Source organism: Nocardia sp. NPDC004168 (assembly GCF_040610355.1).
Taxonomy (GTDB): Bacteria; Actinomycetota; Actinomycetes; order Mycobacteriales; family Mycobacteriaceae; genus Nocardia; species Nocardia sichangensis.
In genome coordinates this window covers 167,997-181,129 of sequence record NZ_JBEXME010000002.1, presented here as the reverse complement: position 1 = coordinate 181,129, position 13,133 = coordinate 167,997, and the positions used below count along the sequence as shown (strand labels likewise).

General features: G+C 68.8%; 10 protein-coding genes. 6 read left to right on the top strand and 4 right to left on the bottom strand.

Features of this window, described 5'->3' with window-relative positions; all coding sequences use genetic code 11:
• Positions 1-140: 140 nt before the first annotated feature.
• The 4 genes from ABZW96_RS04590 to ABZW96_RS04575 are packed head-to-tail and all read left to right on the top strand — an operon-like array spanning position 141 to position 6,098.
• On the top strand, positions 141-1,487 hold the full coding sequence (locus ABZW96_RS04590) for a lipase family protein (protein WP_355071331.1): 1,347 nt from the start codon (positions 141-143) through the stop codon (positions 1,485-1,487).
• Between the two features lie 59 nt (positions 1,488-1,546).
• Positions 1,547-2,359, top strand: coding sequence for a tRNA (guanosine(46)-N7)-methyltransferase TrmB (gene trmB / locus ABZW96_RS04585; protein WP_355071330.1), 813 nt, complete (start codon positions 1,547-1,549; stop codon positions 2,357-2,359).
• Positions 2,356-3,084 (top strand): NYN domain-containing protein, encoded by a 729-nt coding sequence (locus ABZW96_RS04580; protein WP_195044044.1) that lies wholly within the window; start codon positions 2,356-2,358, stop codon positions 3,082-3,084. The genes trmB and ABZW96_RS04580 overlap by 4 nt, the downstream gene beginning before the upstream one ends.
• Entirely contained in the window at positions 3,084-6,098 is a 3,015-nt protein-coding gene (locus ABZW96_RS04575; RefSeq protein ID WP_355071329.1) for an MMPL family transporter, read from the top strand. The genes ABZW96_RS04580 and ABZW96_RS04575 overlap by 1 nt, the downstream gene beginning before the upstream one ends.
• A 330-nt stretch (positions 6,099-6,428) precedes the next feature.
• Here the strand turns inward: ABZW96_RS04575 and ABZW96_RS04570 are convergent, their stop codons facing one another.
• Positions 6,429-8,714, bottom strand: coding sequence for a DUF2339 domain-containing protein (locus ABZW96_RS04570; protein WP_355071328.1), 2,286 nt, complete (start codon positions 8,712-8,714; stop codon positions 6,429-6,431).
• Positions 8,715-8,839: 125 nt separating this feature from the next.
• The gene (locus ABZW96_RS04565; protein WP_355071326.1) at positions 8,840-9,307 is read right to left on the bottom strand and encodes a hypothetical protein; all 468 of its coding nucleotides are present in this window, start codon (positions 9,305-9,307) and stop codon (positions 8,840-8,842) included.
• Positions 9,308-9,664: 357 nt separating this feature from the next.
• Here ABZW96_RS04565 and ABZW96_RS04560 point away from each other — a divergent pair, with 357 nt between their 5' ends.
• A complete protein-coding gene (locus tag ABZW96_RS04560) occupies positions 9,665-10,855 on the top strand; it encodes a helix-turn-helix transcriptional regulator (protein WP_355071325.1) in 1,191 nt (396 codons plus the stop codon).
• Here ABZW96_RS04560 and ABZW96_RS04555 read toward each other — a convergent pair.
• Positions 10,852-11,220, bottom strand: coding sequence for a MerR family transcriptional regulator (locus ABZW96_RS04555; RefSeq protein WP_355072089.1), 369 nt, complete (start codon positions 11,218-11,220; stop codon positions 10,852-10,854). The two genes, ABZW96_RS04560 and ABZW96_RS04555, sit on opposite strands and share 4 nt — an antisense overlap.
• 64 nt (positions 11,221-11,284) lie before the next feature.
• Here ABZW96_RS04555 and ABZW96_RS04550 point away from each other — a divergent pair, with 64 nt between their 5' ends.
• Complete coding sequence (locus ABZW96_RS04550) at positions 11,285-12,397, top strand: alkene reductase (RefSeq protein WP_355071324.1); 1,113 nt, start codon at positions 11,285-11,287, stop codon at positions 12,395-12,397.
• An 8-nt stretch (positions 12,398-12,405) separates the two neighbouring features.
• On the opposite strand, the gene ABZW96_RS04545 is transcribed toward ABZW96_RS04550, so the two are convergent.
• The gene (locus tag ABZW96_RS04545) at positions 12,406-13,041 is read right to left on the bottom strand and encodes a DUF1707 domain-containing protein (protein WP_355072087.1); all 636 of its coding nucleotides are present in this window, start codon (positions 13,039-13,041) and stop codon (positions 12,406-12,408) included.
• Positions 13,042-13,133 lie beyond the last annotated feature (92 nt).

Sequence of the window (13,133 nt, the reverse complement as noted above, 5' to 3'; positions counted from 1 at the left end):
TAGTGCCGGGAATGCCGTGTATCGCGGGGTTCCCAGACGCCCGGTCGGTCACTTACCCTGCAGAAGTGGTCGGCACCATAACCGGTGCGCAGCTTGAACTTTCGCATGCGGCAACCGACCTCGAAGATGAGGAGGTTGCGATGACCGCGAATGTCATCGGCGCTGTCGACCGGGAGCCCGCCTGTCCCGCGGACCGCAAGCCCTTGCTGCCCAGCACGGACCCGTTCCATCGACCGCCGAAAGGGTTCGCGGCCAAGGCGCCGGGCACCATTCTGCGCAGCAGGAAGATCGAAGTGGCGCTGTTCGGAATTGTCCCGCAACAGGTCTCGGCCTGGCAGTTACTCTACCGCAGCTGTGATCTGCACGGGGCACCGGAAGCGGCGATCACCACCGTACTGCTTCCGATCGGCGCGGAACCGGACGAGGATCGCCCGCTGCTGGCCTTCCAGACCGCGATGGACGCGGTGACCGAGAAATGCTCGCCGTCCTACGCGCTGCGTCACGGCTCGCGGGCGCTCGGTTCGATCACCCAGTTCGAATGGCTCCTGGTCGCGAACGCGCTGCGGCGCGGCTGGGCCGTGAGCATCGCCGACCACGAGGGACCGCACGGGAACTTCGGCGCGCCGCGCGAGCCCGGCTACCGCGCGCTCGACGGCATCCGCGCCGCCCTGCGCTTCGACCCCCTCGGGCTCGGCCCGGAAACCCGCGTCGCCGTGTGGGGCTACTCCGGCGGCGGCATGGCCAGCTCGTGGACGGTCGAGATGGCGCCGACCTACGCCCCCGAACTCGACATCGTCGGCGCGGTGCTCGGCGCCCCGGTCGGCGACCCGCGCCAGGTCTTCGACCGGCTCAACGGCACGCCCTTCGCGGGTCTGCCCGCCATCGTCATCGCCGCCCTGCGCAGGCTGTATCCCGCGCTGAGCTCGCTGATCGACAACGAGCTCAGCCCGGACGGCCACCGGTTCGTCGTCCGTGCCGAGAACGCGACGCCGGTCGGCGCGATCCTCGGGCTGGCGGGCAAGAAGGTGGACGACTTCCTCGACCGCCCGCTCGCCGAGGTGCTCGACACCCCGGAGCTGCGGGCGATGTTCGACGATCTGCGGCTCGGCAATACGACGCCGGCCTGCCCGCTGCTGGTGGTGCAACCCATCCACGACCAGGTCATCCACATCGAGGGCATCGACGGCCAGGTGGCGCGCTACCGTCGCGGCGGCGCCGCGGTGACCTACGTTCGCGACCGGCTCAGCGAGCACTTCTCGCTGCTGCCGCTGTCCACGCCGATCAGCCTGGACTGGCTGGCAGACCGGTTCGCCGGGCAACCGGTGAGCGACGCGGGCGACAGCACTGTCTGGTCGGTCGCCGCCTCACCCTCGGGTGTGCGCGGACTGCTGGAGATGGCGGTGACCGCGGCCAAGGTCGCGCTCGGAAGACCGCTGCGTCAGCAACGGCCGACCGAGCCGAGGATCGCGCCCGCGCGCGCCGCCTGACCTCCTGCTCAGCGGCCCGTGCACAACCGCTTGCCGCACTGATCGCCGGATGCTGGACAATGGACGCCGTGAACGACGCCGCGAACCATACTGCCGAGTCAGTTCCGGGCCCGCCGTCCACAGCTTCGGCTCCGGCCGAGGGCGGGCCCAGGCACAAGACCGGCTCCCGCCTGTACCCACGAGTCACCAGCTTCCGGTCGCGCAGGGGCGCGCTGACCGCCACCCAGCAGCAATCCTGGGACCGGATGTGGCCCTCGATCGGCCGCGAGGTCGCCGACGAGCCGCTGGACGCCGCCGCCTGGTTCGGTCGCGACGCTCCGCTGGTCATCGAGATCGGCTGTGGCACGGGCACCGCGACGGCCGTCATGGCGCAGGCCGAACCGCACCTGAACCTGATCGGCATCGAGGTGTATCAGCCCGGCCTGGCGCAGTTGGTGCAGCGCGTCGAGCGCGAAGGGATCGAGAACATCCGCCTGCTGCGCGGCGACGCGGTCGACGTACTGGAAAACATGATTGCCGAGGAGTCGCTGACCGGCGTCCGGGTGTTCTTCCCCGACCCGTGGCCGAAGGCGCGCCATCACAAGCGGCGGCTGCTGCAACCCGCGACGGTCGCGCTGATCGCCAACCGCCTGAAGCCGGGCGGTGTGCTGCACGTCGCCACCGACCACGCGGGCTACGCAGAGCACATCCACGCGGTCGGCATGGCGGAGCCCCTGCTCTCGGGTCTCAACGAGGCGACGGGCGGTGTCAGCGCGGAGCATCGCGCCACCGCGCCGATCGGTTTCGAGCGGCCCGTCACGAAATTCGAGGGCAAGGCACATCGCGCCGGTAGCGCCATCACGGAGCTCATATGGGGGAAGATCGACCGATGAGCGTCAGTGAAATGGCCCACGAAGTGGTCGATGTTGCCGGGGAGGTGCACGGCGGCGGAGCGGAAGGTCTGGGCAGCTCGGGGCCGGACGTGCGCCGCGTCCTGTTGGTGTGGGACGCCCCGAACCTCGACATGGGCCTCGGCGCCATTCTTGGCGGTCGTCCGACCGCCGCCTACCGCCCGCGGTTCGACGCGCTCGGCCGCTGGCTGCTGGCCCGGACCGCGGAACTGTCGGTGGGCGCGGTGCATCGGGTGGAACCCGAGGCCACCGTTTTCACCAACATCGCGCCCGGCACCGCCGACGTCGTGCGGCCCTGGGTGGAGGCGCTGCGCAACGTCGGCTACGCGGTCTTCGCCAAACCGAAGATCGACGAGGACTCCGACGTCGACGCCGACATGCTGGCGCACATCGCCTTACGCAGCCGCGGCGCGGGCTTGGCGGGCATCATGGTCGCCTCCGCCGACGGCCAGGCGTTCCGCGAACCGCTGGAGGCGCTCGCCGCAAAAGGAGTGCCGGTTCAGGTGCTCGGCTTCCGCGAGCACGCGAGTTGGGCCGTCACATCCGATACTCTCGAATTCATCGACCTCGAGGACATTCCGGGCGTGTTCCGTGAACCGCTGCCCCGGGTGAGCCTCGACTCGCTGCCCGACGAGGGTGCCTGGCTGCAGCCGTTCCGGCCGCTGTCGGCACTGCTCACCTCTCGCCCCGCCCAAGGAGTCGCTTAGTGTTCACACGCTGGGGCGATCTGGTATACCGGCTGCGATTCGCCGTCATCGGCGTGGTCGTGGCCGGTCTTCTGGCTCTCGGTGGCTACGGCCTCGGGTTGGAGGACCACCTCAGCTCCAGCGGGTGGGATGATCCGACCTCGGAGTCGGCGCGCGCGGCGCGAATCAAAGACGGTGCCTTCGCACGGGATCACAACTCCGACGTCATCGTGTTGTACACGGCGCCGGAGGGCAAGACTATCGATGACCCGGAATTCAGCGGCAAGATCCTCGAGAATCTGGGAAGTCTGCCCCGCGATCATCCCGACGAGATCACCAAGATCAACGGTGTCTACTGGCGGAACAGCGCGAACATTCCGGTCCAGGCCTCCGTTTTCGGCTCCAAGGACAAGAAGTACGCCTTCGCCTCCATCGCCATCAAGGGCGACAACGACACCGAGATGGTGCGCAACTACCGGAAGGTGAAGAACGTTTTCTTCATCCCCGGGGTGGATGTGCAGGTGACGGGTCTGCAGGCCGTGGCGGGCACGCTGAACGACACCATGGCCGACGACCAGAAGCGCATGGAGATCCTCGCCATTCCGGCGGTGGCCGTCCTGCTGTTCTTCGTCTTCGGCGGCATCGTCGCCGCCGGATTGCCGCTGATCGTCGGTGGTCTCACCGTGATCGGCGCATGGGGCATCGTGCGGTTCATCACCGAGTTCACCGAGGTGAATTCGTTCGTCTCGCCGGTCGTCTCGATGATCGGCTTGGGCCTGGCCATCGACTACGGCTTGTTCATAGTGAGTCGTTTCCGCGAGGAACTCGCCGAGGGATACGACACCAGGACCGCCGTCCGCCGAACGGTGATGACCTCGGGTCGCACCGTGGTGTTCTCCGCCACGATGATCGTCGCCAGCCTCGGCGGCATGCTGCTGTTTCCGCAGGGCTTCCTGAAATCGGTGGCCTACGGCGCCATCGCGACGGTCACCCTCGCGGCGCTGACCTCGATCACCGTGTTGCCCGCCATGCTGTCGGTGCTGGGCAAGCGGGTCGACCTGCTCGGCCTCAAGCGGTTCCGCCAGACCAAGACCGCCGATGAGGTGGAGAACGGTATCTGGGGGCGCTCCACCCGCTGGGTGATGAAGCATCCGCTCAAGATCGCGATCCCGCTCTGCATCCTCTTGCTGCTGCTGATCATCCCGGTCAAGAATCTGAGCTTCGGTGGTATCAACGAGCGGTATCTGCCGCCGGACAATCCGACCCGCTTGGCGCAGAAAGAGTTCGACACGATCTTTCCGCTGCGCAAATCGGATCCGATCGAACTGGTTTTCGTAGTCGACGATCCCAGCCTCGCTCCCCAGGTAGCCAAGGTGGTGAAGGAGGCGAGCAAAGCGCCCGGGCTGGCCGGCGAATTCGCTTATCCGCCCAGCACGGCTCCCAACGACAAGACCATCTACAACACGTCCGTCACGCTGACCAATTCGCAGGACGCCGATCCGACCATCGATTACCTCCGCTCGCTGCCGTTGCCCGACGGCGTCACCATGCTCGTGGGCGGTCAGCCGACGATCCAGAAGGACAGCATCAACGCGCTGCTGGGCCGGATGCCTTTGATGATCGCGCTCGTCTTGTTCGTGACGACGCTGCTGATGTTCCTGACCTTCGGCTCGCTGGTGCTGCCGATCAAGGCCGCGCTGATGAGCGCCCTCGGTCTCGGATCCACGCTCGGCATCCTCACCTGGATCTTCATCGACGGCCACGGCGCGGGACTGTTGAATTTCACTCCGCAGCCGATCATGTCGCCCGTGCTGGTGCTGATCATCGCGATCATCTACGGCCTGTCGACCGACTACGAAGTCTTCCTGATGTCGCGCATGGTCGAGGCGCGCGCCCAAGGCGCGAGCACCACCGAGGCGGTGCGGATCGGTACCGCGCAGACCGGCCGGATCATCACCGCGGCCGCGCTGATCCTGCTCGTCGTCACGGGTGCGTTCGCCTTCTCCGACCTGGTGATGATGCAGTACATCGCCTACGGCATGATCGCGGCGCTGTTCATCGACGCGACCGTGCTGCGCATGCTGCTCGTCCCGGCCACCATGAAGCTCCTTGGCGACGACTGCTGGTGGGCGCCTGCCTGGATGAAGAAGGTGCAGGAGAAGGTCGGGCTCGGTGAGCCGATCCTCGATGACGAGCGCGTCGGCGGTAGCGATGTCGTCGACCTGGTGAAGACCACGCCGATCACCGATCCGGTGACCATGCAGATCCCCGCCGTCACCGCCGCCAACAAGGTGCCGCGCAGGCGCAAGCCGCGCACGGTCGCCGAGATCGAGGCCGAGGCGCCGACCAGGCGGCTGGACCGGGTACCGCCGTCGCCCGCACCGCAGCCGACCCCCGCGCCGCCGCCGCTCGATCCGGCCAGGCCACGCACGGAACCACCACGGAATCCCACACCCCCGCAGGGCGAACCGATTCGCCCGCGGCGGATTTCGCAGGTTCCGAACGATCCTCGCTCGCCCGGCCAAGCGGAGCAACGGCCGCCGGCACCGCCCGTGCACCCGCCGCGACCGGCGCCGCCCACCGGCCTGCCGCAGGACCCGAACGCATCGCATGCCGGTGTGCCGTCGGTGACCCTGCCCGAGCACAGCCCGCGACCCGCCGTCTCACCGATCACGCCACCCGCCCCGCGCCCGACCCACGCACCGGAACCACGCCCGCTGTCGGGCATCTCGCAGGAACACACCGTCGATCTCGCACAACAGCGCCCCGACGCGCCCGGTCCGGCGCACCACCTGCCGCCCGATGCTCCGGCCGCTTCCGACGTCCCCGCGCACCGCGCACCCGAACCCGAGATCCCCGCGGAGCCGTACAACGGACCGGACACCACCAACCGCAGCAGCATCGAGAGCTGGATGGCCGAACTGCGCTCCTCCCGCCGCCACATCGGCCGGGCCCCCGAGGAGGGCAGGCACCACGGCGGCGACGGCCGCACGGTGAGCGTGAACGAACTGCTGCGCCGCCGCGACCGCGAGTGAGCCGACGCCACCGCTGACGCGAAGCCGCCGCGCCGTAGTCGTTGAAATCCACCATGGCCCAGCGGTTCCCGCTCAGCGCGTTGCGTAGCACCATCGGCCAGGCCTGCCGACCGAACTGTCCTGCGAGCAGAGCACAAAGGCGGTCGAGCACGCGTTCGCCTGTTCGTAGCCGCGCGGCACCCGGCCCGTTCGCAGACCACTGTTCGGCGGCGAACGCGGTGCCGATCTCGCTCACGCGGCGCAAGCGATCGCGCAGCGACCTCTCGCTTTGAGTGCGTTCCCGGTGAGCGTGGCGACGGTCTGGGCCACCGCGACCGGGTCGCGGGTAAGTCAGCTCGCTCGACCGGAGTCGTCGGGCTCCTCCGTTCGCTTCGTGACAGTCGTTGCGGTGCCATCAGGTGCGTTCCCCGTTCCCGCGTCGGCGAAGGCGCGCGCATAGCGGGTACCTGCCAAGAGCAGCAGAATGCCGACTACGAGGAAGGCGACGACGCGGACCAAGCCGTCCAAGGTGGCCAGGTCGAAGAGGAACAGTTTGGCCAGTGCGGCTGCCGTGACCAGTAAACCGGAACCCAAGGCGAGTTTGGCGACCGCGGGTGCTTCGGCGAGTGCGCGAAGTCCGAACAGGAGGGCGCTGGTCGCGGCTGCCATCCAGAGGATGGTCGCGGCGCTGTGGCCGAGGAGGAACCCGTTCGGCGTTCCGGTCACGACGCCGAGGGAGACCGTCGTCGTGGTCACCGCGTAGAGTCCCGCGACGCTCGCGGCGATCCATGGCCACGCGCTGCCCGCGGCAGGTCCGGGCAATCGCCGCGCGCACCACATCGCCACCGCGATCACCGCGAGGGCCAGCGTCGCGCCGAGCACGGTCGCCACGCCGAGGTTCGCCTCCGAAAGATGTCGCGAGGCAAGCACTTCCGGGCTCGCGACACTCAGCAGCGCCAAGCCGCCGAGCACCGCGAACGCCGCGCCGAGGCCCGCCGCCGGGCGGGACGTCCGCTGGCCAGCGACGCCGAGGAAGACCAACGCCACCAGCAGCAGAGCCGTGGGCAAGGTCCGCGTCTCGGTAACGCCGACACATGCCTCGAGCGCAGCGATCGAGCCCGCGACGGCGGCCACGAGGGCCGTGTGCCCCGGGATCCGTACCAACTCGTTCACTTTCGGCGCCATGCTCACCGCGGCGACGAGCAAGAGCACCGCGGCGGCGATCGACGCTACCGACACCGCGATGTGCCGTTCGGAATACATCCCCGGGGCGAGCAGCATCGGCACGAGCGCTGCCGCCATCGTCAGCGAGGCGGTGAGATCGGCGGGCCGGTGCCGGACGACGACGATCGTCCCGGTGATTCCGACCAACGCGACCGCCACCGCGGCCACGAGCACCCAGGTGCGCACTCCAGCGGCGGGAGTTCCGAGAACCGCACCCGCGACGAACCCAAACGTCGCCAGTACGGCAGGCAATGTGCGCGCCACGTGCAGATATGGCCAGTTCCGCGTCAATTGCACCGGCACGCAGACCAATTGCAACACGATCAGGAACGCGAGCAGTACCACCCGCGTGGTCACCACCGGAGACAGCGCCGCCGCGGCGAGCACCACCAGGACCGCGAGTGGCTGCGTGCGCCACCGCATCGCCAAACCGACGCCCGCGGTGGCGACACCGAAATCGACGGCGAGCCCGAGTACCGGATGCAGCCAGTGGTAGATGGCGGTCACCGCGACGACATCGAGATAGGCGCCCGCGATGCCGGTGGCCGCCAGTGCGATACCGCCGACCCGCCCTCCGGTCCGCTGGAAGACTCGTACTCCCGCAGCCAACAGCACAGCCGAGAGAGCCGCTCCCGCAATCACTCTCGGCACCGGCCCGAAGAATCCCGCCTGGGCAGCCAGAACTAGGAGCATCGCGACGCCGATCAACGTCACCGCGACACCCGCCAGCGCCAAGAGCCGGCTGATCACCCCGTCACGTTGCCACCACGGCGTATGCGGCACCGGTGGCCCCGCGCGCGGTGGGACAGGCGGGCGAGGCGGCACCGCCCCTGGCATCGGTCCCCGCGCGTTGGGCGGCCACTGAGCGCCACCCCACGCACCGCCGGGCGGTGGGGCGAAACGCGGAACGTATGTGGGCTGCGGAGGGGGAACCGGCACACCGGCCACCGACGATTGTCCCGGCCAGGGCGGCGTAATCGGTGGTATCGCACCGGACGCCGCGTACCCCGCTCCCGCGAACCCGCCGCTGGCAAGGGGATCGGCCGCACGCGACGACGACCCAGCGAACCCACCGCTGACAGACCCTCCGATTCCACTCGACGACCCCGCGACCGGGCGTGCGGGCGCACCGGGTTCCGAGGCATCGCCGAACGCCTGTCCGCCGGTCTCGCCGTATACCGGCGGTTGCGCGATCGAATCGCGCGCCTCGCCGGACGCTGCCCCGCGCGGTACCTCGTTCCCGGGCACACCCGGCGTGTCGGATGAGGCCGGACGCACCGGGACGCCCGCATCCGCGACGACCTGCTCATGTAGCACACGCAGATCCCGGCCGAGCACGCCCAACTGCGTCCCCAGCGTCGTGAACTCGCCGGAGAGACGCGCGAGCAACGCCGGATCGATGGAGGTAGTCATGACTTCATGCTGGTCACCGCGACGCGCGCGAGCATGAGTAGTTACCCCTGGTAGACAGGCGGGTTCTACCCGCCCGACCGGCCCTCACCCAGGGCAGTCGGATGAGGACCGGTCGCGCCATGTGGTCAGTAGGTGCGCAACCCGACGACCTCGTGCACGGCCTCGATCACCGCGGTGCGCGGCGGCATGCGCAGGACGCCCGGCGCCGGCTCGCCCGCCCAGTGCCAGCCCAGTGCCGAGTCGGAGCTGGGGAGCAGGATGATGCGACCGCCGGGGACCACGGTGACCCCGTGACCGGCGAGACAGCGCCGGACCGCGACCTCGACCGGCCGAGCTGGGCTCGGGGGCGTGACGAGAAAGGTCCATGTGCGCTCGCCCGGATCGGCGATGACGGGTGCGGTGTGGTTGCGGTCCAATTGGACGAGCACCTTGCGACCCAGTTCCGGCGGCATGACGATCGCGCCCATGATGGAGCCGGTGGTTATCGTCGGGCGTCCGGCCAGCAACTGAACCGGAAGCCCGTAGGTATGCCGCAGCAGATGCGCGACTTCCTGGGGGTCGTGACAGCCCTCGAACATCGCTTTACTCCGCATCGCAGTAGCCGAATTCGGTCGAAACGAGAGGCTTTCGGGGTAGCAACCCGCGCTGGTCGCGCATCCGTGTTCCGGCGTTCGCGGGCAGAGCGCTGACCTGGCGTAGCGGTCGAATCGCGCGGTGGCGCGCCGGTCGCGTGGTCTGTGCACCAGGCCGCCACGCGCGATCGGCGCGCCCGGCCTGCAAGGTGTTCTTCGGCATGGTTTTCATTGCCGCCGCCCTTTGCATTCAAAGTTGCAGAAAGGCAACGGTATTCCAACCAGCAGCGAACGAGTCGTACGCAATGTCCCACTTCGGTAGTCCCAGATAACATAGCGTCGTACTCTGAAACCCAGATTTAACAAAAGGACTTGGGTATGGACGAATCGTCGATCGGAGTTCGGATCCGCCAGTTCCGCGGGAAGGCGCTCACGCAGCGCCAGCTCGCCGATCAGGCGGGTGTCAGCGTGGATCTGGTGCGCAAACTCGAGCAGGGTGGCCGCCAAACCGCCTCCATCGCCAGCTTGCAGAAGATCGCGCGCGCCTTGGACGTGGATATCGCCGATCTGATCGGCAAGCGCCAAGGCGTGCCGTCCACCAATCCGGACGCGGGCATCGTGGCCATCCGCCGCGCGCTGACGCCGGTAGACGACCTGCTCGGCGAGACAAGGGAAGAGGAGGCGGTCAGCCTCGACGACGGCCGGCGCTCGGTCGAATACGCTTGGGGCGCTTACTGGTCGGGCCGCTACGAGCTGCTGACCTCGATCCTTCCGCCGGGATTGACCCAGCTGCGCGCCACCGTGCACGCCGCGCGCAACGGTTCGGTCGCACCCGCCAACGAGTTGCTGGCCCGGATGTACTGGGTAACCGGATGCACGCTGGTGCATCTCGGCCAGACCGATCCGGCGTTCCTGGCCATCCGGCAGGCGCTCGCCGCCGCCGAGCTGGGCAACGATCCCCTACTGCTGGCCACCATCCGCGGTTCGGTGGCCTGGCAGTTGCTGGTGCAGGGCCGCTACGACGAGTCACGCGGCGTGGCGCTGAACGCGGCCGCGACCCTGGAGCCCTCCGGCGACGTCACGCCAACGCATCTGTCCGCCTACGGCTCGCTGGTGTTGCAGGGCGCGACCGCGGCGGGCCGGGCCCAGGACGTGCACGACGCCTTGTCCCTGGTGGAAGCGGCGAGCGAGGTGGCCCTGCGGATCGGTACGGACCGGCAGGACTACGAGACCTATTTCGGCCCTTCCCAGGTAGTCATGCAGACGGTCGATGTCAACATCTCCTCCGAGCGCTACCCGGAGGCGCTGGCCGCGGCCAAGGACATGCCGGTCAACGGCAGTCTCCCGCAGGCATCCCGGGCGCGGCACCTCGCCGACACGGCGGTCGCGCTGACCCGCACCGGCCGGCACCAGCGCGCGCTGGACGCCTTGCTGACCGCGGAACGGGTGGGCGGCGCGGACTGGCTGAAATACCAGTCGCTACCGCGCCACATCGTGTCCGAACTGCTCGACCACGACCGCAAGGTGCCGCTGCGCGCGTTCGCCCGCCGGATTGGGGTCAACACCTAGCCCGCCGGTCGTTCCCCGGCTCGTTCGATCACCTCGTCCAGCACCTCGCGCGAGCGCAGGAGATCATTGATGGTGCGGGTGATCCGTTCGCGCTCGGTGTGCAGCTCGTCGACCAGCGCGGGCGTGGCGTACTCGTTGGGACCGCCGTCCGCATCGCGCATGCAGGGCAGGATTCGCGCGATCTTCTTGCTGGTGAGTCCCGCCGCGAGCAACTCTTGGATGTGGATGACCCGGTCCACCGCGCGCTCCGGATAGTCGCGGTGACCGCCGCTCGTGCGGTCGGAGGCCAGCATGCCCTGCTCCTCGTAATAGCGCAGCGACCGTTCGCTCACGCCGGTGCGCTCGGCGAGTTCCCCGATTCGCATCCTCACCTGGCCTTTCGCCTTCGGGCTTGAATCTCACATTGATGTCAAGTTTTACCGTACCAACATGACGAACGCAGCGGCTTCCGATCTCTTCCAGCCCACGACACTCGGCTCCCTCGCGCTGCCGCACCGCCTGGTGATGGCGCCGATGACCCGTAACCGCGCCGCGGCCGACGGCACGCCGTCCCAGATCATGGCGACCTACTACGCACAGCGCGCGAGCGCCGGCCTGATCATCGCCGAGGCGACCACGCCGAACCGGGTGGGTCAGACCTACGCCGACATTCCCGGCATCTACACCGACGCGCATGTGGCGGGCTGGCGAGCGGTGACCGGCGCCGTCGCGGCGGCGGGCGGGCTAATGTTCCTGCAACTCCAGCACGGCGGCCGGGTCGGCCATCCGGACAACAGCGGGCTGCACCCGGTCGCGCCCTCGCCGGTTCCGTTGCCCGAGCCCATCCACACTCCTAGCGGCGCGCAGGATGCCGTCGTCCCGCTGGAGATGACCACCGCCGATATCGAGGCCACCATCGCCGATTTCGCGTCCGCGGCGGAAAACGCGATCGCGGCGGGATTCGCCGGAGTCGAGGTGCACAGCGCGAACGGCTATCTGCTGCACCAATTCCTGGCGCAGAACACCAACCAGCGCACCGACTCCTACGGCGGGTCGGTGGCCAACCGCATCCGATTCACCGTGGCGGTGGTCGAGGCGGTCGCCGACGCGATCGGCGCCGAGCGCGTCGGCGTGCGGATCTCCCCCGGAGTGTCCGTCAACGGCATCGATGAGGGCGACACCGAGGACATCTACCCCGCACTCGTCTCGGCGCTGGCCGGCAAGGGCCTCGCCTACCTGCACTACGTCTTCGCCGACTCCGAACAGCCCCTGTTCCAACGGGTTCGGGCGCTGTGGCCGGGGGCCCTCATCGCCAACCCGAATCTGGGCTGGGGCGTCCCGCTGCCCGAGGACGGCGGCCGGGAAGCCGCGCAGCGCCTGCTCGCAGGCGGTGCGGACGCCATCTCGCTGGGCCGTTCCTTCCTGGCCAACCCCGATCTGGTCGAGCGGCTGCGCACCGGCGCACCACTCAACCCGGTGCGCGACGCGCATCTGATGTACGTGGGCGGCGCGGAAGGCTACACCGACTACCCGACGCTCGACCTGACTCCCACGGCGGGCTGACCAGCCGCTCAGCGCCCCATCAACCGGCGCCACTGCGCCATGAACGGATGCTTCGCGGTGACCGAGCCGAATCGGATCTTGCCGAGCACCACCAGGTGCAGGGCGCCCAGCGGCGGCCCGGTGCGGACCTTGTTGTTCACGCTGGAACCGATCAGCTCCAGCCCGTTCAGGTCGACGGTGGCCTCCGCGGGCACGATCAGATTGATCGAACCGGCGAAGTCGTCGACCCGCAGCTCGACCACCTGGGTCGACATGATCGCCTCGGTGAAGTCCAAGGTGACCCCGGACAGCCAGTTGTTCAGATACAGGGTGGGCGGCACCTGCCACGGGCCGCGGCGGCTCACCCCGGACAACCGCGAACGGATCACGTTGCTCGCGCCGTTCGAGCCGGACGCCTGCCTGGTGAAGGCGGGCGAGGAGTTCACGAACGTCGACGGCGGCGCGGCTGGCTGCCCCACCAGGCGGACGCCGGGCAGATCGATGAGGACGGCGTTCAATTCGCCGCGGGTCTTGGCGGCCAGCGCGGTGTCCATCCGCTCGGTGAACTCACCGAGCGAGAGCATGCCGAGGCCGACCGCGCGCTGTAGCAGCTGACCGACGTGTTCCCGCTCGGCGTCCGACACGCGCAGTTCCCGGTCGCCCACCGCGCCGCCGGAGCCGACCGCATTCGATACCGATTCGGGCCCACCCATGCGATCGAGGTTACCCAGCGGACGGCCACGACCGCATCAGGGCG

Coding starts and splice junctions, on each gene's coding strand:
- ABZW96_RS04580 (WP_195044044.1), top strand. CDS start 2,356: ATGAGCGTCAGTGAAATGGCCCACGAAGTGGTCGATGTTGCCGGGGAG.
- ABZW96_RS04550 (WP_355071324.1), top strand. CDS start 11,285: ATGACGAACGCAGCGGCTTCCGATCTCTTCCAGCCCACGACACTCGGC.
- trmB (WP_355071330.1), top strand. CDS start 1,547: ATGGACGCCGTGAACGACGCCGCGAACCATACTGCCGAGTCAGTTCCG.
- ABZW96_RS04570 (WP_355071328.1), bottom strand. CDS start 8,714: ATGACTACCTCCATCGATCCGGCGTTGCTCGCGCGTCTCTCCGGCGAG.
- ABZW96_RS04560 (WP_355071325.1), top strand. CDS start 9,665: ATGGACGAATCGTCGATCGGAGTTCGGATCCGCCAGTTCCGCGGGAAG.
- ABZW96_RS04555 (WP_355072089.1), bottom strand. CDS start 11,220: ATGCGAATCGGGGAACTCGCCGAGCGCACCGGCGTGAGCGAACGGTCG.
- ABZW96_RS04590 (WP_355071331.1), top strand. CDS start 141: ATGACCGCGAATGTCATCGGCGCTGTCGACCGGGAGCCCGCCTGTCCC.
- ABZW96_RS04565 (WP_355071326.1), bottom strand. CDS start 9,307: ATGCGGAGTAAAGCGATGTTCGAGGGCTGTCACGACCCCCAGGAAGTC.